Consider the following 19486-nt stretch of genomic DNA (forward strand, 5'->3'; position numbering starts at 1 on the left):
ATGACGGTTGAACGAAGTTTAGCTCAGCCCTTGAGCTTCTCGGCAATCCAGATGGTGTGGCGGGTGCCTTTGTTGCCATGGGCGAACACCTGCACCTCTTCGGCCTTGAAGCCGGCCTTTTTAAGCTTGTCGGAAAACTGCCGGTCAGCACTGGCCGACCAGACCGCCAGCACACCCTTGGGACGCAGGGCCTTCGCGCAGGCGGCCAGGCCGCCGGCCGAATACAACCAACTGTTGGCTTTCTGGGTCAGGCCTTCGGGGCCGTTATCGACATCGAGCATGATCGCGTCGAAACCCTGGGGCTCAGCTTGCAGCACTTTGGCTACATCTTCCAGGCGGATCACCGTGCGTGGGTCCTCCAGCGGCCGCCCGGCCTTTTCGCCCAAGGGGCCGCGATTCCACTCCACCACGCCGGGTACCAACTCGGCCACCACGACTTCGGCGTTCTTGCCCAGATGCTTGAGGGCCGAGGCGAGGGTGAATCCCATGCCGAGGCCGCCGATCAGCACGCGTGAGTCCGGACGCCCGGCGACCTTGCGGCAGGGAATCTGCGCCAAGGCATCCTCGGAGCCGTGCATGCGGGTGTTCATCAGCTGGCCGCCGTCACCGCCCTGTATCTTGATGACGAAGTCTTCGCCGTACTCGAACAGGCACAGGGCACCGCCATTGTCGGGGATGGGAGTGGTGTCGAGCAGAACGAAACGTTTCATGGAAATCTCATGAGGGAGGGCGGGCCGGTGCGGTAGGGTCTAGCCTGAAGGTGACAGTAGCCACGGAGCCACTGATGAAGTGCATCATTCTAACGGCCATTGCCCTGGCGGTGCTCTCAATAAGTTGTGCACAGGCCCAGCAGCCGACGATTCCGGTCAGCCCACCCAGCATTCCTGGTTCGCCCGGTACCCCCACTCCGATGCCCTACCCACCGGTCGCACCCAGCAGCGTGCCCAAGGCTGGTTCCGGCAATGACGGGCCACCCTTGCTGCCACCGATCGAGATACCCAGGCCGCCGCCGGATCAACCGCTACCGGGGATGGAGGTGAAGCCGCCCAAGGCCAAGTCGCCGGGGGGCTGAACTTCATTCGGTTTGGATGCCGCTCCCACAGGGGAGATGTGCCGCTAGACCTGCTGCGACAACAACTGCCCATCGGCCATGCGCAGGCGCTTGGAGAGGGAGACGGCGAGGGCGCGGATGATTTTCGCGGCGACCTTGGGGGCATCGTTGAGCATTTTTTCCAGGGAGTCCTTGCCCAGGTTCAGCAGTTGGCAATTACTGGCGGCGATGCAACTGGCCGAACGCCGTTCGCCATCCAGCACGGCCATTTCACCGAACGCCCTGCCACTGCGCAGGGTGGCGATGGTCACCGGTTGCCCGTCGGGACCAGTCTTTTGCACGGCCACCTGGCCAGTGTGGATGATGCACATGAAGCTGCCGGCATCGCCCTCACGGAAAATCGCTTCACCCTGGGCGATGGCGCTGATGCTGAAGTAGCCCGACGCGGCGGCGAAGTCGACAGGCAGCAATTGATCGAACAGGCCGCAGTCCATCAGCCAGTCGCGGATTTCATTGTTCAGTAAGGTCGGTTCTGGCATGGCTTACGGTCTTTTTTGGTGTTCTTTGCAAGAGTGGGATGATCCCTGTGGGAGCGAGCAGGCTCCCACAGTTCTGAATTGTGCCAAGGCTGGGCCCAGCTCATGGAGCTAAGACCCGGCCCTCAAGCAGAGTTCCTCAAGCCTTGCCCAAAATCTTCAACACAAATGCGTATTCGAGTGCTACGTCACGCAACCCCTGATAGCGACCGCTCATTCCGCCGTGGCCGGCACCCAGTTCGGTCTTGAGCAGCAACGGGTTGTCATCGGTCTTGGTGGCGCGCAATTTCGCGACCCACTTGGCCGCTTCCCAATACTGCACACGGCTGTCGTTGTAGCCGGCGATCACCAATAGCGCCGGGTACGCCTGGGCGCGGACGTTTTCGTACGGCGCGTAGGCCCTGATCCGATCATAAACGTCCGGCTCCTCCGGATTGCCCCATTCGTCATATTCGGTGACGGTCAATGGCAGGTCCGGGTCGAGCATGGTATTGAGCACATCGACGAACGGAACTTCGGCTATCGCGACCTTGAACAGCTCCGGGCGTTGATTGAGGACCGCGCCGATCAGCAGGCCACCGGCACTGCCGCCGCTGATCGCCAGTTGTCCGGCAGTGGTAAAGCCATTGTCGATCAGATGCTCGGCACAAGCGATGAAGTCGCTGAAAGTGTTGTGTTTGTGCTCCTGCTTGCCGGCGCGGTACCAGGCTTCCCCCAGCTCGCCGCCGCCTCGCACGTGGGCAATGGCAAAGGCGACGCCGCGGTCGAGCAGGCTCAGTCGCGCATGGGAAAACCATGGGTCGAGGCTTTCGCCATAGGCGCCGTAGCCATACAGATACAGCGGCACCGGTTGGCCGAGGGCCTCGCGCTTGGCCACCAGGCTGATAGGCACCTGCGTGCCGTCCGGTGCCGTAGCCCAAAGTCGCTGGCTGACGTAGCCATCGGCATCGAACGGACCCAGTACCGGGGTTTGCTTGAGGACCACCTGTTCGCCACTGGCCAGGTCCAACTGGCGGATCTGCGCCGGGCGGTTCAGGGCTTCATAACGCAGGCGGATGCGTTCGCTGGCGAACTCCAGGCTGTTCTGCACATGGAGGCTGTAGGCTGCATCCGGCAGTTGTACGCGATAAGCCGGCAAGTCCTGCGGATGAACCTCGATGATCGGCAGGCCTCCCTCCCGCAGGCTCAGCGTCATGGCGCCGGCATTCAGGCTCAGGCCATCGATCATTACCGTGTCGCTGTGGGGGATCAGGTTTTGCCAGTCGGCCTCGGTCGGCGCCGCGCCCGTGTCGGGGGCCTGGTACAGCGCGAAATTGATCCCGTCGCGGTTGCTGCGGATCAGCCAGGTCCATTGGCCGTCGAGCAGGCCGTGATCGACGTCATATTCGTGATTTTCAACCCGTGGCGCCAGGCAGGTGAAGGACTGCTGGGGTTGGGCGGCATCCAGTACCCAGACTTCGCTGGTGGTCTTGCTGCCCAAAGACAGGATCAACTGCCGCTCGGAGCTCGAACGGTAGCAATGCAGGAAGAAACGCCCGTCCAGTTCATGAAACACTTCTTCGGCGGCGGTGCCATCAAGGCGATAGCGCCAGAGTTTGTGGGGGCGGTGGGTATCGTCCAGTTCGCCGAAAAACAGCGTGAGACTGTCGTTGGCCCACGTCATGCTGCCGTCGCAGTTTTCGAAGGACAGTTCACTGACTTTGTCGTTGGACAGTTCTTTCACGAACAGTGTGTAGGTCTCGTCGCCCGTCGTGTCCAGGCTGTAGGCCAGGCGCTGGTGGTCGGGGCTGATGCTGAAGGCACCCAGGGAAAAGAAACCGCCATTGGCCAGCGCGTTCGGGTCCAGCAGCAATTGTTCATGGTGTTCGTCCACGGTCAGGCTGTCGTCCGCCGGGCGCGGGCAGCGGTAGTGGCGAGGGTACTCGTCACCGGCCGTGGTGCGGGTGTAGTACAAGTAAGGACCCCAGGGCGAGGGCAGGGACAGATCGGTCTCGAGGATCCGGCCCTTGATTTCCTGAAACAGTGTTTCGCGCAGTTCGGCCTGGTCGGCGAGTTGATCTTCCTGGAAGCGGTTTTCGGCCTTGAGGTAGTCGAGCACGGCGTCTGTGTCGCGTTCCTGCAGCCAGGCATACGGGTCGACACCGGCGTCCTTTCGGGCTACCGGGGCGTTGGAAACATGGGCGGATAAGGACATGAAAGGCTCTCGAACATATTCATGGCGCACGTCTGGGCAGCCTGACGGGCGAAAAGCCGTTACTATAAGCGCCTCTTTGCCTGCCTTGCCATGGACACCATGACCGAGAACGACTATCTGATTGCCTGGGGCCTCTATGCCTTCGCCGCACTGGGCTGCCTGCTGGTATGGATGCGCATCACCCGCTGGATGTGGCGCTGGTTGCGCGAGCCGCTGCGGTTGCTGATGGCGGTGTTGCTGTTCTGCCCCACCATTGTCGACCCGGTGAAGGACAAATTCGCCCCGGCCCTGGCCATTGCTGCCCTGGACATTCTGTTCAAGGTTGGCAACAACGTCTGGCGGGCGGCGTCCGACCTGCTCATGTACGGCATGATTGCCTTCGGCGTCTACTTGATCTTCGCATTGATCCGCTTCCCCATCGAGCGTGCTTCCAACGCTCGCAAGGAAAGGGCCGCCGCCGCGAAAGCGGCGGCCGCTGCGGCTGATGCGCAGGACGACGAGCCGCCGTTCGGCGTGGCCGGCGATGACCGTTACGGTCGCCCGCCAGTGCCGAGCAACCCCCAGCGTTCGCGTATCGAGCCGCGTCTGTAACCCGGCCCGCCCCTTCAAGCGAGAGTCCGAGCATGTGTGAGTTACTGGGCATGAGCGCCAATGTGCCGACCGATATCGTGTTCAGCTTCACCGGGCTGATGCAGCGCGGCGGCAAGACCGGGCCGCACCGGGACGGATGGGGCATCGCGTTCTATGAAGGCCGTGGCCTGCGCCTGTTCCAGGATCCGGCGGCCAGCAGCGAGTCGGAAGTGGCGAACCTGGTGCAGCGCTATCCGATCAAGAGCGAAGTAGTGATCGGGCATATCCGCCAGGCCAACGTCGGCAAGGTCTGCCTTTCCAATACCCACCCGTTCGTGCGCGAGTTGTGGGGGCGGAATTGGTGTTTTGCCCATAACGGCCAGCTAGCCGGTTTCCGGCCGGGAGTGGGTTTCTACCGCCCGGTGGGCGATACCGACAGCGAAGCGGCGTTCTGTGATTTGCTCAACCGCGTGCGCCAGGCTTTTCCGGAACCGGTGGAGGTGGAACAACTGCTGTCCTCGCTGATCCAGGCCTGTTCCGAGTACCGCAGCAAGGGCGTGTTCAATTGCCTGCTCAGCGACGGCGACTGGCTGTTCTGCTATTGCTCGACCAAACTGGCCCAGATCACCCGTCGCGCGCCGTTCGGCCCGGCGCGGCTCAAGGACGTGGATGTGATTGTGGATTTCCAGGCTGAAACCACGCCCAATGACGTGGTTACGGTGATCGCCACCGAACCCTTGACCGAAAACGAAACCTGGACCCGCTATGAACCGGGCCAATGGAGCCTGTGGCGACGCGGCGAATGCGTCAGCCATGGCCGCACCGAATAAGGACGTCACGTTATGTTGCTCAGTTATCTAAGGCTGGTGTTGTTTGCAGTGGGCCTGCTGGTCGGAGTCCAGGTGCCGGGTTTCATCAGCGATTACGCCAAGCGGGTCGAAGCGCACCTGATCGAAGCCCAGAACGGCTTGCAAGGGTTTCAGGGCACGGCCAACCAGTTTTTCAAGGGTGACATGCAGGCCCTGGTGGCTCATTACCGTGCCAGTGAGGACCCGATCTTTCGCAGCGATGCCGACAGCCTGAATACGCTGCTTGTGCGCCAGCAGGCATTGGACAAGCAATACCAGGCGATGCAAGGCCCGTGGTATATCCGTTTGCTGCAAGTGGCGCTGGCCGCCGATCCAGACATCCGCAAGGAAACCTGGAACGGCTACAGCTACCAGGTCCTGCTGACCCCTGAAGCGATGATCTGGGGGATCAGCGGCGCCATGCTGCTGTCGTTCGGTCTGGAATGCCTGTTCCGCCTGATCGACTGGGTGGTGCTGGGCGGCAAGCGCCTGCGCCAGAGCCGGCCGATTGAAGAGCGGAATTTGCGCGGGCTTTGACACAGCCCCGATAGAGCTTTTCTGTGGCAAGGGAGCAAGCACCCTCGCCACAAGGGTGATCAACCACGCCCCCCGTTTTCCCACCCAATCAACTTTTTCTTATGACCCGTCCGCAATTTTATTCGTTGGACGCGCCGCGCCGTGGGCCCAAGAATCGGGGCAACCGGTCTCAACGTTCCCATCGTTGAGGCTTATAACAATAAAACCGTGGAGAACCACCATGAGTGCCCCTGACACACTCGGCGTCCCCCAAACCCAGGCCCGTTCCGGCCCGTTCGACTGGTATCGCAACATCAATCAGCAGGAGCGCCGCACCTTCTGGAGCTGCAAGATCGGTTATGCCCTGGACGGCATGGATACGCAGATGCTCAGTTTCGTAGTACCGACCCTGATCGCAATGTGGGGCATCACCACCGGACAGGCGGGGCTGCTCCAGACCAGCACCCTGATCGCCTCTGCCCTTGGCGGCTGGGTAGCGGGTATTCTCTCGGACCGCATCGGTCGGGTCCGCACCCTGCAATTGACAGTGCTGTGGTTTGCGTTCTTCACCTTCCTGTGCGGCCTGGCCCAGAGTTACGATCAACTGCTGATTTCCCGTACCCTGATGGGCTTCGGCTTCGGGGGTGAATGGACCGCCGGTGCGGTGCTGATGGGCGAGGTGATCCGCGCCAAGGACCGCGGCAAGGCGGTTGGCATGGTGCAGGCGGGTTGGGCTCTCGGCTGGGGCATGACGGCAATCCTGTACGCGCTGCTGTTTTCGGTGCTGGCACCGGAAGACGCCTGGCGTGCCCTGTTCATGCTCGGCCTGGTCCCGGCGATATTCGTGATTTTCGTCCGGCGCATGGTCAAGGAACCGGAAATCTATAACCAGACCAAGGCTCGCGAGGAACCGAGCAATCCCGCGAAGTTCTACGAGATTTTCGCCCCAGGCATTCTTTTCACCACGATTCGCGCTTCGTTGCTGACCACCGGTGCGCTGGGTGGCTACTACGCCATCACCTCATGGTTGCCGACCTTCCTGAAGAATGAACGTGGCTTGAGTGTGCTGAGTACCGGTGGCTACCTGGCGATGGTGATCGTTGGTTCCTATGTGGGTTACGTCATCAGCGCCTATCTGACCGACATCCTTGGCCGCAAGAAGAACTTTGTCCTGTTCGCCATCGGTTCGTTCGTCATCGTGTTGCTGTACACCCAGATGCCTGTGAGCAACAACGTGATGCTCTGGCTGGGCTTTCCCCTGGGGTTCTTCGCGTCGGGGATGTTCAGCGGCATGGGCTCGTTCCTTACCGAACTGTTTCCGACCCGTATCCGCGGTTCGGGCCAGGGTTTCTGCTACAACATCGGCCGCGCACTGGCGGCGCTGTTCCCGCTGCTGATCGGCCTGCTAAGCCAGAAGGTGTCATTGAGTGTCGGCATCGGTGCATTCGCGGCCGTGTCCTACGGCGTGGTGATCCTGGCGGCCCTCAGCCTGCCGGAAACCCAGGGCAAACAGTTGGATGCCGAGTAACTGATAATCTGTGGGGCGCAGGCCCCACGGCCAGAAAAGAAACAACCTACAGGAGCGTTCACTGTGAACCGCCTGCTACTGAACTGCGACATCGGCGAAAGCTTCGGCAACTGGACCATGGGTCTGGACGCCGAGGTGATGCCCTTCATCGATTGCGCCAACATCGCCTGCGGTTTTCATGCCGGTGACCCAAGCATCATGCGCAAGACTGTCAGCCTGGCCCTGAACCACGGCGTGCAAATCGGCGCACATCCGGCCTATCAGGATCTGGCGGGGTTCGGCCGCCGCTCCATGGCCTATACCGCCCAGGAGCTGAAGGACCTGCTGCATTACCAGATCGGTGCTCTCGACGGTATCTGCCGGGCCCAGGGCGGGCGGGTCAGCTACGTCAAACCCCATGGCGCGATGTACAACGACATGATGGCCAACCCGGCGCAACTGCGCGCCGTCATCCAGGCCGTCGCGGCCTATGACCCGCAGTTGCCGCTGATGCTGATGGCGACCCGGGATAACAGCGCCGCCCAGGCCCTGGGTGACGAATATGGTCTGACGTTGTGGTTCGAAGCCTTCGCCGACCGTGCCTATGACCGCGCCGGTCACCTGGTTTCGCGACACTTGCCGGACGCGGTGCATCACGATGCCGAAACCATCATCGGGCAGGCCCTGGCCATCGCTCGTGGCGACTCGCTGGTCGCCAGCGATGGCAGCGCGTTGCTCCTGCACGCCAATACCTTGTGCGTGCACGGTGACAACGCCAGCTCCGTGGCGGCGGTGCAACGCATCTGCGAAGCGCTGGACCGGCAGCGTGCATCATGAGACCACGGGTGGAAGTGGTCGCGGTGGACTGCCTGATGGTGCGACTGTTCGATGAGATCGCCGAGACCAACATGCCGTGGATGCTCGCTGCCAGCGAGCGTCTGCGCGAGGTGTTCGCCGAATACCTGATCGACTTGGTGCCGTCCTACACCACGCTGATGGTGCATTACGACATGTTGGCGTTGAACCCGGCGCAGGCTCGGGACCTGGTCAACGAGGCGCTGAACAATCTCTCCCCCGACGCCCGCTCGGTCGGCCAGAGCCATGTGCTGCCGGTGTGGTACGACGCCAGCGTGGGGCCTGAGCTGAGTCTGTTGTCGAGTCGTAGCGGATTGACGGTGGAGCAGGTGATCCGTCGTCACAGCGAGCACGAATACCAGGTGTTCGCCCTGGGCTTTGCACCGGGATTCGCCTTCATGGGGCTGGTGAACGAAATGCTGGCCGCGCCGCGCCTCGACACGCCGCGCAAGCGAGTGGCAGCAGGTAGCGTAGGCATTGCCGAGCGCCAGACCGCGGCGTATCCGCTGGTGTCGCCCGGCGGCTGGAACCTGATCGGCCGTACTCCGGCCAAACTGTTCGATCGCGAGCGTGACGGCTACAGCTTGATGCAGCCCGGCGACACGGTGCGCTTTGTCGCAGTTGACCACGCCGAATTCATCGCACTGGACGGCGACGACACACCGCAGGAGGCCCTGGCATGAGCCGTTTGTTGATCGAGGCCAGCACACCGCTGTGCCTGTTGCAGGACGGCGGCCGTTTCGGCGTCAGACATTTGGGCGTGACCCAGGGCGGCGCGGCGGATTGGCTGTCGATGGCCTGGGCCAACTGGATGTTGGGTAATGCTCTGGACGCGACGACGGTGGAGATCACCCTCGGCGGCTTCACGGTAGTGGCTGAAGAGGATTGCGTACTGGCGCTGGCCGGGGCCGATCTCGGGGCGCGGCTGGACGGCCAGGCCGTGGCATCGTGGCGCTATTTCAGTTTGCGCAAAGGCCAGACCCTGGCGTTGACCCAACCTGTGCTGGGTGCCCGGGCGTACCTCGCAGCCCCCGGTGGGTTCGATGCGCCGGCGGTGCTGGGCAGCCGGGCGACGGTGGTGCGTGAAGAGCTCGGCGGCCTGGATGGGCTGGGGCGGGCGCTGGGCCGTGGCCAGCACTTGAGCTATTCAGGCCCGGTCACGCCTCGGCCGATGCCGGGCAGGCTGATTCCGGATTTCCAGCAGGCTCAGCCGCTGGAGCTGATCCTGGGGGCGCAGAATGGCGCGTTCAGCGGACGGAGCCTGTTCGACGCGTTCAACACGCCTTGGACGCTGGACAGCCGCGCCGACCGCATGGGCATCCGCCTGCTGGGCGCTGAGCTGGAGTACCAGGGGCCTGCGATGATTTCCGAGGGCATTCCCCTGGGGGCCGTACAGGTGCCGCCGGACGGCCAGCCGATCGTACTGCTCAACGACCGGCAGACCATTGGCGGCTACCCGCGCCTGGGTGCCTTGACGCCATTGGCCCTGGCGCGGTTGGCGCAATGCCTGCCAGGGACCCAGGTGCGGTTGCGGCCGGTGGTGCAGGAGGTTGCGCATCGGCAGCAGGTGGAGTGCTTGCGGGGCTTTTTAGACCGCTAGAAGCATCGCGAGCAGGCTCGCTCCCACAGGGATCTCATGTGTGACGGAGATCCAGTGTGGGAGCGAGCCTGCTCGCGATGAGGCCCGAATGCTCGACAACAGTCCTTACTTGGAAAGAAACCGCATCCCTTCCTCCAACCCTCGCAGGGTCAGCGGATACATTCGGTCCTCCACCAATTCCCGCACGATGTTGGTCGAGGCGGTGTAACCCCAGGTGTCCTTGGGGTAAGGGTTGATCCAGATGAGTTTCTTGTACTTCTCCATGAAACGCTGCATCCACACATGGCCCGCTTCCTCGTTCCAGTGTTCGACGCTGCCGCCGGCCTGGGTGATTTCATAGGGGGCCATGGCGGCGTCGCCGATGAAGATCACTTTGTAGTCGGCGCCATACTTGTGTAGCAAGTCTTGGGTCGAAGTGCGTTCCGAGGTGCGGCGCAGGTTGTTTTTCCACACCGACTCGTACACGAAGTTGTGGAAGTAAAAGTACTCCAGGTGCTTGAATTCGGTCTTGCAGGCCGAGAACAGTTCTTCGCAGATTTTCACATGGGCATCCATCGAGCCGCCGATGTCGAACAGCAGCAACAGCTTGACGGTGTTGCGCCGTTCGGGGCGCATCTGGATGTTCAACAGGCCGGCGTCCCGGGCGGTGTGGTCGATGGTGCCATCGATGTCCAGCTCTTCGGCCGCCCCCTGGCGGGCAAACTTGCGCAGGCGGCGCAGGGCGATCTTGATGTTGCGGGTGCCCAGTTCGACCTGGTCGTCGAGATTCTTGTACTCGCGCTGGTCCCAGACCTTCACGGCCTTGCCCTGGCGTTTGCCGGCGTCGCCGACGCGGATGCCTTCAGGGTTGAAACCACCGGAGCCGAACGGGCTGGTGCCGCCGGTGCCGATCCACTTGTTGCCGCCGGCATGGCGTTCCTTCTGTTCTTTCAGGCGCTTCTTGAATTCCTCGATCAGCTTGTCGAGGCCTCCCAGGGACTGGATCTGCGCCCGCTCCTCATCGGTCAGCGAACGCTCGAACTCCTTGCGCAACCAATCTTCGGGGATCAGCGCCTGGAGATGGTCGTCGAGTTTTTCCAGGCCGTTGAAGTAAGCGGCGAACGCTCGGTCGAACTTGTCGAAATGGCGCTCGTCCTTCACCAGGATCGCTCGGGACAAGTAATAGAATTCGTCCATGTCGGCGAAGATCACCCGCTGTTTCAGCGCGTTGATCAGGTCCAGCAGTTCGCGCACCGACACCGGCACCTTGGCGGCGCGCATCTCATTGAACAGGTTCAGCAGCATGGCAGTGGCCCTCGCGCTTGTTGACGAAGAGGGCTCAACGCGTGCCGCGACGGCTCATGAACGCCAGGCGCTCAAGCAGCTGCACGTCCTGTTCGTTCTTGACCAGGGCACCGGCCAGCGGCGGAATGGCCTTGGTCGGGTCGCGCTCGCGCAGTACCGCCTCGCCGATGTTGTCGGCCATCAGCAGCTTGAGCCAATCCACCAGCTCGGAAGTAGAGGGTTTCTTCTTCAGGCCCGGTACTTTGCGCACGTCGAAGAACACGTCCAGCGCTTCGCTGACCAGGTCCTTCTTGATGTCCGGGTAGTGCACATCGACGATTTTCTGCAGGGTGACGCGGTCCGGGAAGGCAATGTAGTGGAAGAAGCAGCGGCGCAGGAATGCGTCCGGCAGCTCCTTCTCGTTGTTGGAGGTAATAATGATGATCGGGCGCTGCTTGGCCTTGATGGTTTCATCGGTCTCGTAGACGTAGAACTCCATTTTGTCGAGTTCCTGCAGCAGGTCGTTGGGGAACTCGATGTCGGCCTTGTCGATTTCGTCGATCAGCAGAATGACCCGCTCTTCGGACTCGAAAGCCTCCCAGAGCTTGCCCTTCTTCAAGTAGTTGCGCACGTCATGGACCTTGTCCACCCCCAGTTGCGAGTCCCGAAGGCGGCTGACCGCGTCGTACTCGTACAGGCCCTGGTGGGCCTTGGTAGTGGACTTGATGTGCCAAGTGATCAGACGCGCGCCGAAGGACTGCGCCAGTTGTTCGGCCAGCATGGTCTTGCCGGTGCCCGGCTCGCCCTTGACCAGCAACGGCCGCTCCAGAGTGATGGCGGCGTTCACGGCCAGCTTCAGGTCATCGGTGGCCACGTAGGCGCTGGTGCCTTCGAACTTCATCTGCAATTTCCTCGAACGTGTCGCTGGCCCGGCGAGGCGGGGGGCGCGAAATAAAATGTCGTGCTCGACTATAGCGCGACGTCCCGCCGACTGTGAACGCAGACGCTGTATTCAGTCTCTGAATGGGGCGTCACATGTTGACCCGGTCTCGGCGGGTGGCCGGATAAAGGAGGGCGGTTGTGGCGAGGGCGCTTGCTCCCTCGCCACGTGCTAATCCTTCGACGGCGGCGGCTGCTCGTAGCGCGCGTTGAAGGCCTCGACGAAACCGTTGCGCAGGATCTGCAGGAAGGCTTCGAAGGCGCTGATGTCCTGTTGATGGACATTGCCGCTGAGTTCAACCCGGGTAGCGAACTGGTTCTTGCGCTGGTTCTTCAGGGCGGTTTCGCCTGCGCCGACCAATGCTTCCCAGATCGAGCGGAAAATGTTCTTTTTCTCGTTTTCCACGTCCTGCTGCCAATTGAATACATCCACATCCCGCAGCAGCGGTTTGATGTAGCCGCTGAGTTTGGCGTTGTTCGCCTCAGCCTCGATTACCAGGTCACCATGACCGGCGTTGAAGTCGAACTTGCCATAGGCCGCGGCGAAATCGTTCAGGCGCTTGAGTTCGACGTTCCTGGCCCTCAGGCGGAAGTCGAAATCCTCGAACTTGCTCAACGGATCGAAAGTGGCTTGCACCTCCAGCGGCGCGTGTTCGGCCACCAGGGCCTTGCCCTCGAAACGAGCGTCGCGCTTGCCTTCGGTGTCGACCACATTGGTCAGGTTATAGAAGCTGGCGTTGACGTCGGTTGCCCGCAGGTTGACTGGTGGCTTGGAGTTGAAGTTGCGAAAGGTCACTTTGCCGTCCCTGATCCGCACCTCGTTGAACGTAATGGGCAGCAGTTTGCTCAGTTGCTCGCGCCAGTTGGTGCCTTGGCCGGTCTGGGAGTCCTGTCGGTTGCCACCGCCATCGACAAAGTTCACTTCGGGCCGGGCGAACTCTGCCTCGGCCACCACTGCGTGGTCATACCACAGCGAGTGCCAGCTGACGGACAGATCAACCAGAGGGGCGTCGACGAACGGTACCGGGACCTTGCCGTCGACCTTGATGATTTTCAGACCGTTGATCCGGTAGGCCCCGCGCCATAGCGCCAGGTCCACGTCAACGACCTGGCCCCGGTAATCGCCCATGTCGGCCAGTTTGTCGTTCAGGTAATTGCGCACGAGGTAGGGCAACGTGAAATGCAGGGCCACCAGCACCGCAACGATGGCCGCGAGGGTCCATAGTGGCCAGCTGTATCGACGCTTCATGTCATTCAGTCTCCGGCAATATTAAAAGCATTGACCGTTACAGCACTGCGAACGTTCGGTGCAACTGGACGCCCTTGGGCAACGGGCATACCTTTAGGCGCTTGAATTCACGCATCACTAAGGACCTAGTCATGAGCCGTATCTACGCTGACAACGCCCATTCCATCGGCAATACGCCACTGGTGCAGATCAATCGCATTGCTCCGCGCGGCGTGACCATCCTGGCCAAGATCGAAGGGCGCAACCCGGGGTATTCGGTCAAATGCCGGATCGGCGCGAACATGATCTGGGACGCTGAAAGCACCGGCAGGCTCAAGCCGGGCATGACCATCGTCGAGCCGACCTCGGGCAATACCGGAATCGGCCTGGCGTTCGTCGCCGCCGCTCGTGGCTACAAGTTGATGCTGACCATGCCGGCCTCGATGAGCATCGAACGGCGCAAGGTGCTCAAGGCTCTCGGCGCCGAACTGGTGCTGACCGAACCGGCCAAGGGCATGAAGGGGGCTATCGACAAAGCTGCCGAGATTGCTGCCAGCGACCCGTCCAGTTACTTCATGCCGCAGCAGTTCGATAACCCGGCGAACCCGGCAATCCACGAAAAAACCACCGGCCCGGAAATCTGGAACGACACCGACGGCGCGGTGGACGTGCTGGTGGCAGGCGTGGGCACTGGCGGAACCATTACCGGGATTTCCCGCTATATCAAGAACACCTGCGGCAAGCCGATCCTCTCGGTGGCGGTGGAGCCGGAGAGTTCGCCGGTGATCACCCAGGCGCTGGCGGGCCAGGAAATCAAGCCCAGCCCCCACAAGATCCAGGGGATTGGCGCCGGATTTGTCCCGGAGAACCTGGATCTGTCGATGGTCGATCAGGTTGAACGGGTGACGGACGATGAGTCCAAGGCCATGGCTCTGCGCTTGATGCAGGAAGAAGGCATTCTCTGTGGCATCTCTTGTGGCGCGGCGATGGCCGTGGCCGCACGCCTGGCGGAAAAACCGGAGATGCAGGGCAAGACGATCGTGGTGATCCTGCCGGATTCGGGCGAGCGGTACTTGTCGAGCATGCTGTTCAGTGATCTGTTTACCGAACAGGAAAGCCAGCAGTAACCCAGTGGCGAAGCCTTCAACAGGACTGAAGGTGTTTTGACTGGCGTCAGGCAGGGTTCAGGTGACGCCTGTCAGGTTTATTGCGTCCTGCACAATAGTGAATATTGCGTCAGACGATTTTTACCCGGGGCAAGAGCATTTAGCATCGCTCCCCGCCATGTCGGGCAGTTGACGTTGCCCCCGTTGTTTTTTGACAAGGAGTTATGAATGACCGTTTCGTTTGTCGCCAAGGCGTCGGTACTGCTGCTGTTTCTGGGCAGTACCCTTTACGTGCACCTGCGCGGCAAGGCCCGTTTGCCGGTATTGCGCCAGTTCGTCAACCATTCGGCGCTGTTCGCCCCCTATAACACATTGATGTACCTGTTCTCCGGCGTACCTTCCAGGCCGTACCTGGACCGCAGCAAGTTTCCCGAACTGGATGTGCTCAAGGACAACTGGCAGGTCATCCGTGACGAGGCGATGCACCTGTTCGACGAGGGTTACATCCGGGCTGCCGAAAAGAACAACGACGCCGGCTTCGGCTCGTTCTTCAAGAAAGGCTGGAAGCGCTTTTACCTCAAGTGGTACGACAAACCGCTGCCATCGGCCGAACTGCTGTGTCCCAGGACCGTCGAGCTGGTCAACCGGATTCCCAATGTCCGCGGCGCGATGTTCGCACTGCTGCCCGGCGACAGCCATTTGAACCCGCACCGCGATCCGTTCGCCGGCTCGTTGCGCTATCACCTGGGGCTCTCCACACCCAACTCCGACGATTGCCGGATCTTCGTCGATGGCCAGATCTATGCGTGGCGCGACGGCGAAGATGTGATGTTCGATGAAACCTACGTGCACTGGGTCAAGAATGAAACAGCACAGACTCGGGTGATCCTGTTCTGCGATATCGAGCGCCCCTTGAGCAACCGCTTGATGACCCGTCTAAATCGCGCTGTCAGTGGCATCCTCGGCCGCGCCACCGCTCCACAGAATCTGGATGACGAACGCGTTGGCGGCATCAACCAGGCCTACGCCTGGAGCAAGTCGTTCAGCGATGGTATCAGCGGCCGGGTCAAGCAATGGAAACGCAAGTACCCCAAGGTGTACCGGGTGATGCGACCGGTGCTGGCGGTGCTGGTGCTCACGGCCCTTGGCTATTGGTTGTTCGGTTAACCGTTGCGCAATGCGTCGGGCGCTGGTTATAGTCAGCGCTCGTCGGGTTTTCGAACCCACCTCTCCAAAGAGATCGGCTCATGCCTGTATCCCCTGTCATCGCGGTTGTGGTTCCAGCGTTCAACGCTGGCGTCGTGCCGTGCGGGAATCAGCAGCCTGTGCAGATCGGTCAATACCCCCCTCCTGTCAGTAGCCCACCGGTATACGCCGTCGTATCACCGCCGGGTGTTGGCGTTCAGGGCTGATCGGCAACGGTTGCCATCCCCTGTGCCTGCCTGAAAAAACTACTGGACTTCAGCTTCGGCTGAGTTGGCTTTTGCCTGACTACAGGTGGTATCCATGTTTTCCCTATCCAAAAACGCCTTGTTGGCGGCGGCTTCCACGAGCCTGTTCGTCCTGCTGTGGAGCAGCGGGGCAATCTTTTCCAAACTGGGCCTGGCCCACGCTTCACCTTTTGCTTTCCTGCTGATCCGGTTTGCCATTGCGCTGTGCGCATTGGTGCTGTTGATCCCGGTGTTCAGGTTCAAGCTGCCCAAGGTCGGCAAGCCGATGATCTTTGCCGCCACTACTGGATTGGTGCTGCTGGGTGCCTATCAGATTTTTTATCTGCTGGCCCTGCAAATGAACGTGACCCCTGGCGTAATGGCCACCCTGATGGGCGTACAACCGATCCTCACGGTGGTACTCGTTGAACGTCAGCGCTCCTGGTCGCGTCTGTTCGGCCTGGCGCTCGGGTTGGTCGGGTTGGTCATGGTGGTGTACCAGGGCATCGGGTTGGCCGGGATCTCCTTGACCGGAATGCTGTGCGGCTTGCTGGCACTGGTGTCCATGACCGCCGGCTCGATCATGCAGAAACGCATTACCGATAATCCCCTCGGCACGCTGCCGGTGCAGTACCTGGCCGGGCTTTTGCTGTGCGCGGTGTTCGTACCGTTCCAGCCATTCCATTTCGAGAGCAACGGGGGCTTCATCATGCCGGTGTTGTGGATGGGGTTGGTGGTCTCGGTGCTGGCGACCTTGCTGCTGTACCGGCTGATTGCACGGGGTAATCTGGTGAATGTCACCAGCCTGTTCTACCTGGTGCCGGCAGTGACGGCAGTCATGGATTACCTGGTATTCGGCAACCGGCTGGCGCTGTTGAGCTTGCTGGGGATGGTGCTGATCATCATCGGGCTGGTGTTTGTGTTTCGTAAGCGCCGCTAGCCATTAGCGGTTCAGTGACTGCAGTACCGCCATCGCGGGCAAGCCATGCCCCCACAGGACGTCGCATAACCTGTGGGAGCAAGGCTTGCCCGCGATGACATGCTCAAATGCGCCGATGTGCTATCGCGCGGACACCTCGACCGGCTTCTGCGCCGCCGGTTTCAACACCAGCCACAACGCTGCCGCAATCAGCACCCCGCCATACAGATGCGCCATCCCCAACGGCTCATCCAGCAACAACGCCCCCCACAGCACGCCGAAGGGCGGGATCAGGAAGGTAACGGTCATGGATTTGACCGGCCCGATGGCGCTGAGCAACCGGAAATAAAGGATGTACGCCAGCGCGGTGCACACCAGCCCCAACCCCAGCAGTGACAGCCAGACGCTCCAGCCACCCCAGCTGGCCGGGGGTTGGCTGATGACGCTGTAACCGAACAGCGGCAGCAGGAACACTGTGGCGCCGAACATGCTCCCCAGGGCGGAGAGACGGCTGTCCAACCCGCCTTGATGATCGAGCCAGCGCCGGGTGAGGAATCCGGCGAAGCCGTAACAGGTGGTGGCCATCAGGCAGGCGAGGGCGCCCATCAGCAGTTGCAGGTCGAAGGCCACCGGGCCGGCGCGGGTCAGGATGCCGACGCCGAGCAGTCCCAGGAACACGCCGCTGACCTTGGCCACCGTGAGCTGCTCGCTGAAGAACAGCCCGCCGATCAACACCCCCATCAACGGCGTCGTGGCGTTGAAAATCGCCGAGTAACCGGCTGGAAGGGTCTGGGCCGCCAAGGAATAGAACGTCGCGGGAATGCCCGAGTTGATCAGGCCCAGCCCCATCGCGACTTTCAGCTTGCCACGGAAATTCCAGTCGACCCGCATCAGGGCCAGGATCACCACCAACCCGACGAAGGCGATGGAGACGCGAAAAAAGGCCGTGGGGATCGTGCCGATGACGGGCGCGATAATGCGCATGAACAGGAAGCTCGCCCCCCAGATGGCGGCCAATGACAGCAGACGCAGGAGATCGACGGGGTTCACGAAGGATTCCTTCCATGGTTGGCTCGCAAGTGTCGCCCTCCTGTGGACTGATGGCAATGGTTGCGTTGCCGCGTGATTGGCCTCTAAGCTCAGCCGCTCATGACAAGACGTCCCGCCGAGGTTCTACCTATGCCGCAGCCATGGCCCGCCAGCGATATCGCCCGCTCGATTCTCGACGGCTTCGACGATTATCGTGAGCATTTCCGGCAGATTACCGACGGTGCCCGTGCCCGGTTCGAGCAGGCCCGATGGCAGGAGGCCCAAGCGGCGTCGGCGGCGCGGATCAATCTGTATGAAGAAAAGGTCTTCGAAACCGTGGCCCGGCTGCGTACGGCCTTCGACGCCGAGGCGCTGATGGATGTCGGCTGCTGGCCACTGGTGAAAAGTGCCTATATCAGTCTGATCGACCTGCGTTTCGACGATGAGCTGTCCGAGACCTGGTACAACTCGATTTTCTGTGGCCTCTTCAGCCATGACCTGATCAGCGACGGCACCATGTTCATCCACACCACCCGGCCGAGTCTGCGCCGGGCCCGCTCCGCGCAGACCCGCACCTACAAGCCCCAGGGACAACTGGACCGGATGCTCGCGGGCATCTTCGCCGACTTCCGTTTCAGCGAGGACTACGCCGACCTGGCGGGTGACCTGCAGCGCCTCGAGGCCCAACTGCGGGAAAACCTGCCGGATTGGGTCTGCAAGGACCCGGAACTGACCGTGGAGCTGTTTTCGTCAGTGCTCTATCGCAACAAAGGCGCTTACCTGGTTGGCCGGATCTTCACCCGCGATGACCAATGGCCGCTGGTGATTCCGCTGCTGCACCGCGAGGGGCGGGGCATCCAGATCGACGCGCTGATCACCGACGAGGCCCAAGTCTCGATCATCTTCTCGTTTACCCGCTCATACTTCATGGTAGACGTGCCGGTGCCGGCGGAATTCATCGGCTTCCTCAAGCGTATCCTGCCTGGCAAACACGTCGCCGAACTGTACACCTCCATCGGCTTCTACAAGCACGGCAAGTCCGAATTCTACCGGGCCCTGATCAATCACCTGGCGACCACCGATGACCAGTTCATCATGGCGCCAGGAGTGCGTGGCATGGTCATGAGCGTGTTCACGTTGCCGGGATTCAATACGGTGTTCAAGATCATCAAGGACCGTTTCTCGCCATCGAAAAACGTCGACCGCGCCACGGTGATCGAGAAGTACCGGTTGGTGAAGAGTGTCGACCGGGTCGGGCGAATGGCCGATACCCAGGAGTTCGCCGATTTCCGTTTTCCCTTGGAAAAATTCGAACCGACTTGCCTCCAGGAGCTGCTGGACGTGGCGCCCTCCACGGTGTCAGTAGAAGGCAATACGGTGCTGATTCGTCACTGCTGGACCGAGCGGCGCATGACACCGCTGAACCTCTATCTGGAAAACGCCAGCGAGGCCCAGGTGCGCGAGGCGCTGGAGGACTATGGCCTGGCCATCAAGCAATTGGCGGCGGCGAACATCTTTCCCGGCGACATGCTGCTCAAGAATTTCGGCGTGACCCGCCATGGTCGCGTGGTGTTCTACGACTACGACGAGATCTGCTTCCTCACCGAAGCCAACTTCCGTCACATCCCCCAGCCGCGCACCCCTGAAGACGAAATGGCCTCCGAACCGTGGTACTCCATCGGTCCGCTGGACGTCTTCCCAGAAGAATTCCCACCCTTCCTGTTCGCCGACGCCGGGCAGCGCAAGCTGTTCGACCAGTTGCACGGCGAGCTGTACAACGCCGATTACTGGAAAGGCCTGCAAGAGGCCATTCGGGCGGGGAAGGTGATTGATGTGTTCCCGTATCGGCGCAAGGATCTGGATAGCGAATAACCTTTGGAGTTTGGGCAACACCC

Annotated in this window: 19 protein-coding genes; 12 read left to right on the top strand and 7 right to left on the bottom strand. The window is 61.4% G+C overall.

All coding sequences use genetic code 11. From position 1 onward, the window contains the following. Positions 1-23 precede the first annotated feature (23 nt). Positions 24-710 carry a spermidine synthase gene (locus tag QZH45_RS08590; protein ID WP_024780411.1) on the bottom strand — a complete coding sequence of 229 codons (687 nt, stop codon included), beginning with the start codon at positions 708-710 and terminating at the stop codon, positions 24-26. Positions 711-784: 74 nt separating this feature from the next. Here QZH45_RS08590 and QZH45_RS08595 point away from each other — a divergent pair, with 74 nt between their 5' ends. Then, a complete protein-coding gene (locus QZH45_RS08595; RefSeq protein ID WP_080686279.1) occupies positions 785-1072 on the top strand; it encodes a hypothetical protein in 288 nt (95 codons plus the stop codon). 44 nt (positions 1073-1116) lie between these two features. Here the strand turns inward: QZH45_RS08595 and QZH45_RS08600 are convergent, their stop codons facing one another. Both QZH45_RS08600 and QZH45_RS08605 read right to left on the bottom strand, forming a co-directional pair. Next, complete coding sequence (locus QZH45_RS08600) at positions 1117-1590, bottom strand: cyclic nucleotide-binding domain-containing protein (protein ID WP_024780412.1); 474 nt, start codon at positions 1588-1590, stop codon at positions 1117-1119. A gap of 136 nt (positions 1591-1726) precedes the next feature. Further along, on the bottom strand, positions 1727-3781 hold the full coding sequence (locus QZH45_RS08605; protein ID WP_024780413.1) for a S9 family peptidase: 2055 nt from the start codon (positions 3779-3781) through the stop codon (positions 1727-1729). 90 nt (positions 3782-3871) lie between these two features. On the opposite strand from QZH45_RS08605, the gene QZH45_RS08610 reads away from it, so the two are divergent. The 7 genes from QZH45_RS08610 to QZH45_RS08640 all read left to right on the top strand — a co-directional run bounded on the left by QZH45_RS08610 (position 3872) and on the right by QZH45_RS08640 (position 9677). Next, positions 3872-4372 (top strand): hypothetical protein, encoded by a 501-nt coding sequence (locus QZH45_RS08610; RefSeq protein ID WP_024780414.1) that lies wholly within the window; start codon positions 3872-3874, stop codon positions 4370-4372. 32 nt (positions 4373-4404) lie between these two features. Then, positions 4405-5181: a class II glutamine amidotransferase gene (locus tag QZH45_RS08615; protein ID WP_024780415.1), complete on the top strand. Its 777-nt coding sequence runs from the start codon at positions 4405-4407 to the stop codon at positions 5179-5181. Between the two features lie 12 nt (positions 5182-5193). Then, positions 5194-5736 carry a DUF2937 family protein gene (locus tag QZH45_RS08620; protein ID WP_024780416.1) on the top strand — a complete coding sequence of 181 codons (543 nt, stop codon included), beginning with the start codon at positions 5194-5196 and terminating at the stop codon, positions 5734-5736. Between the two features lie 220 nt (positions 5737-5956). Next, a complete protein-coding gene (locus QZH45_RS08625; protein WP_053192960.1) occupies positions 5957-7243 on the top strand; it encodes an MFS transporter in 1287 nt (428 codons plus the stop codon). A 63-nt stretch (positions 7244-7306) separates the two neighbouring features. Then, complete coding sequence (locus QZH45_RS08630) at positions 7307-8059, top strand: 5-oxoprolinase subunit PxpA (protein ID WP_024780418.1); 753 nt, start codon at positions 7307-7309, stop codon at positions 8057-8059. Then, a complete protein-coding gene (gene pxpB / locus QZH45_RS08635; protein ID WP_053192959.1) occupies positions 8056-8760 on the top strand; it encodes a 5-oxoprolinase subunit PxpB in 705 nt (234 codons plus the stop codon). Before QZH45_RS08630 ends, pxpB begins: the two co-directional genes overlap by 4 nt. Continuing rightward, positions 8757-9677 carry a biotin-dependent carboxyltransferase family protein gene (locus QZH45_RS08640; protein WP_024780420.1) on the top strand — a complete coding sequence of 307 codons (921 nt, stop codon included), beginning with the start codon at positions 8757-8759 and terminating at the stop codon, positions 9675-9677. Before pxpB ends, QZH45_RS08640 begins: the two co-directional genes overlap by 4 nt. Before the next feature lie 105 nt (positions 9678-9782). On the opposite strand, the gene QZH45_RS08645 is transcribed toward QZH45_RS08640, so the two are convergent. From QZH45_RS08645 to QZH45_RS08655, 3 genes are all read right to left on the bottom strand, one after another. Then, positions 9783-10961, bottom strand: coding sequence for a vWA domain-containing protein (locus QZH45_RS08645; protein ID WP_055135329.1), 1179 nt, complete (start codon positions 10959-10961; stop codon positions 9783-9785). A gap of 34 nt (positions 10962-10995) precedes the next feature. Continuing rightward, complete coding sequence (locus QZH45_RS08650) at positions 10996-11841, bottom strand: AAA family ATPase (RefSeq protein ID WP_024780422.1); 846 nt, start codon at positions 11839-11841, stop codon at positions 10996-10998. A gap of 210 nt (positions 11842-12051) precedes the next feature. Beyond that, positions 12052-13128 carry a DUF748 domain-containing protein gene (locus QZH45_RS08655; RefSeq protein WP_053192955.1) on the bottom strand — a complete coding sequence of 359 codons (1077 nt, stop codon included), beginning with the start codon at positions 13126-13128 and terminating at the stop codon, positions 12052-12054. A gap of 131 nt (positions 13129-13259) precedes the next feature. Between QZH45_RS08655 and cysK the strand changes: the two genes are divergently transcribed. The 3 genes from cysK (at position 13260) to QZH45_RS08670 (ending at position 16583) form a co-directional block, all read left to right on the top strand. Further along, a complete protein-coding gene (cysK, locus tag QZH45_RS08660; RefSeq protein ID WP_055135328.1) occupies positions 13260-14234 on the top strand; it encodes a cysteine synthase A in 975 nt (324 codons plus the stop codon). A gap of 207 nt (positions 14235-14441) precedes the next feature. Further along, the gene (locus tag QZH45_RS08665) at positions 14442-15380 is read left to right on the top strand and encodes an aspartyl/asparaginyl beta-hydroxylase domain-containing protein (RefSeq protein ID WP_024780425.1); all 939 of its coding nucleotides are present in this window, start codon (positions 14442-14444) and stop codon (positions 15378-15380) included. A gap of 339 nt (positions 15381-15719) precedes the next feature. After that, positions 15720-16583 (top strand): DMT family transporter, encoded by an 864-nt coding sequence (locus QZH45_RS08670; RefSeq protein ID WP_053192953.1) that lies wholly within the window; start codon positions 15720-15722, stop codon positions 16581-16583. 120 nt (positions 16584-16703) lie between these two features. Here QZH45_RS08670 and QZH45_RS08675 read toward each other — a convergent pair whose 3' ends face one another. Further along, positions 16704-17612 carry a DMT family transporter gene (locus QZH45_RS08675; RefSeq protein WP_053192949.1) on the bottom strand — a complete coding sequence of 303 codons (909 nt, stop codon included), beginning with the start codon at positions 17610-17612 and terminating at the stop codon, positions 16704-16706. A gap of 129 nt (positions 17613-17741) precedes the next feature. Here QZH45_RS08675 and aceK point away from each other — a divergent pair, with 129 nt between their 5' ends. Next, positions 17742-19463, top strand: coding sequence for a bifunctional isocitrate dehydrogenase kinase/phosphatase (gene aceK / locus QZH45_RS08680; RefSeq protein ID WP_024780428.1), 1722 nt, complete (start codon positions 17742-17744; stop codon positions 19461-19463). Positions 19464-19486 lie beyond the last annotated feature (23 nt).

This window comes from Pseudomonas corrugata, assembly GCF_050920615.1.
GTDB classification, from domain to species: domain Bacteria; phylum Pseudomonadota; class Gammaproteobacteria; order Pseudomonadales; family Pseudomonadaceae; genus Aquipseudomonas; species Aquipseudomonas corrugata.

Bases quoted from the DNA above. Each gene is read 5' to 3' on its own strand.
- QZH45_RS08600 (WP_024780412.1), bottom strand. From the start codon at position 1,590: ATGCCAGAACCGACCTTACTGAACAATGAAATCCGCGACTGGCTGATG.
- QZH45_RS08650 (WP_024780422.1), bottom strand. From the start codon at position 11,841: ATGAAGTTCGAAGGCACCAGCGCCTACGTGGCCACCGATGACCTGAAG.
- pxpB (WP_053192959.1), top strand. From the start codon at position 8,056: ATGAGACCACGGGTGGAAGTGGTCGCGGTGGACTGCCTGATGGTGCGA.
- QZH45_RS08620 (WP_024780416.1), top strand. From the start codon at position 5,194: ATGTTGCTCAGTTATCTAAGGCTGGTGTTGTTTGCAGTGGGCCTGCTG.
- QZH45_RS08645 (WP_055135329.1), bottom strand. From the start codon at position 10,961: ATGCTGCTGAACCTGTTCAATGAGATGCGCGCCGCCAAGGTGCCGGTG.
- QZH45_RS08610 (WP_024780414.1), top strand. From the start codon at position 3,872: ATGGACACCATGACCGAGAACGACTATCTGATTGCCTGGGGCCTCTAT.
- QZH45_RS08655 (WP_053192955.1), bottom strand. From the start codon at position 13,128: ATGAAGCGTCGATACAGCTGGCCACTATGGACCCTCGCGGCCATCGTT.
- QZH45_RS08640 (WP_024780420.1), top strand. From the start codon at position 8,757: ATGAGCCGTTTGTTGATCGAGGCCAGCACACCGCTGTGCCTGTTGCAG.
- QZH45_RS08625 (WP_053192960.1), top strand. From the start codon at position 5,957: ATGAGTGCCCCTGACACACTCGGCGTCCCCCAAACCCAGGCCCGTTCC.
- aceK (WP_024780428.1), top strand. From the start codon at position 17,742: ATGCCGCAGCCATGGCCCGCCAGCGATATCGCCCGCTCGATTCTCGAC.
- QZH45_RS08665 (WP_024780425.1), top strand. From the start codon at position 14,442: ATGACCGTTTCGTTTGTCGCCAAGGCGTCGGTACTGCTGCTGTTTCTG.
- QZH45_RS08590 (WP_024780411.1), bottom strand. From the start codon at position 710: ATGAAACGTTTCGTTCTGCTCGACACCACTCCCATCCCCGACAATGGC.
- cysK (WP_055135328.1), top strand. From the start codon at position 13,260: ATGAGCCGTATCTACGCTGACAACGCCCATTCCATCGGCAATACGCCA.
- QZH45_RS08615 (WP_024780415.1), top strand. From the start codon at position 4,405: ATGTGTGAGTTACTGGGCATGAGCGCCAATGTGCCGACCGATATCGTG.
- QZH45_RS08595 (WP_080686279.1), top strand. From the start codon at position 785: ATGAAGTGCATCATTCTAACGGCCATTGCCCTGGCGGTGCTCTCAATA.
- QZH45_RS08670 (WP_053192953.1), top strand. From the start codon at position 15,720: ATGTTTTCCCTATCCAAAAACGCCTTGTTGGCGGCGGCTTCCACGAGC.
- QZH45_RS08605 (WP_024780413.1), bottom strand. From the start codon at position 3,781: ATGTCCTTATCCGCCCATGTTTCCAACGCCCCGGTAGCCCGAAAGGAC.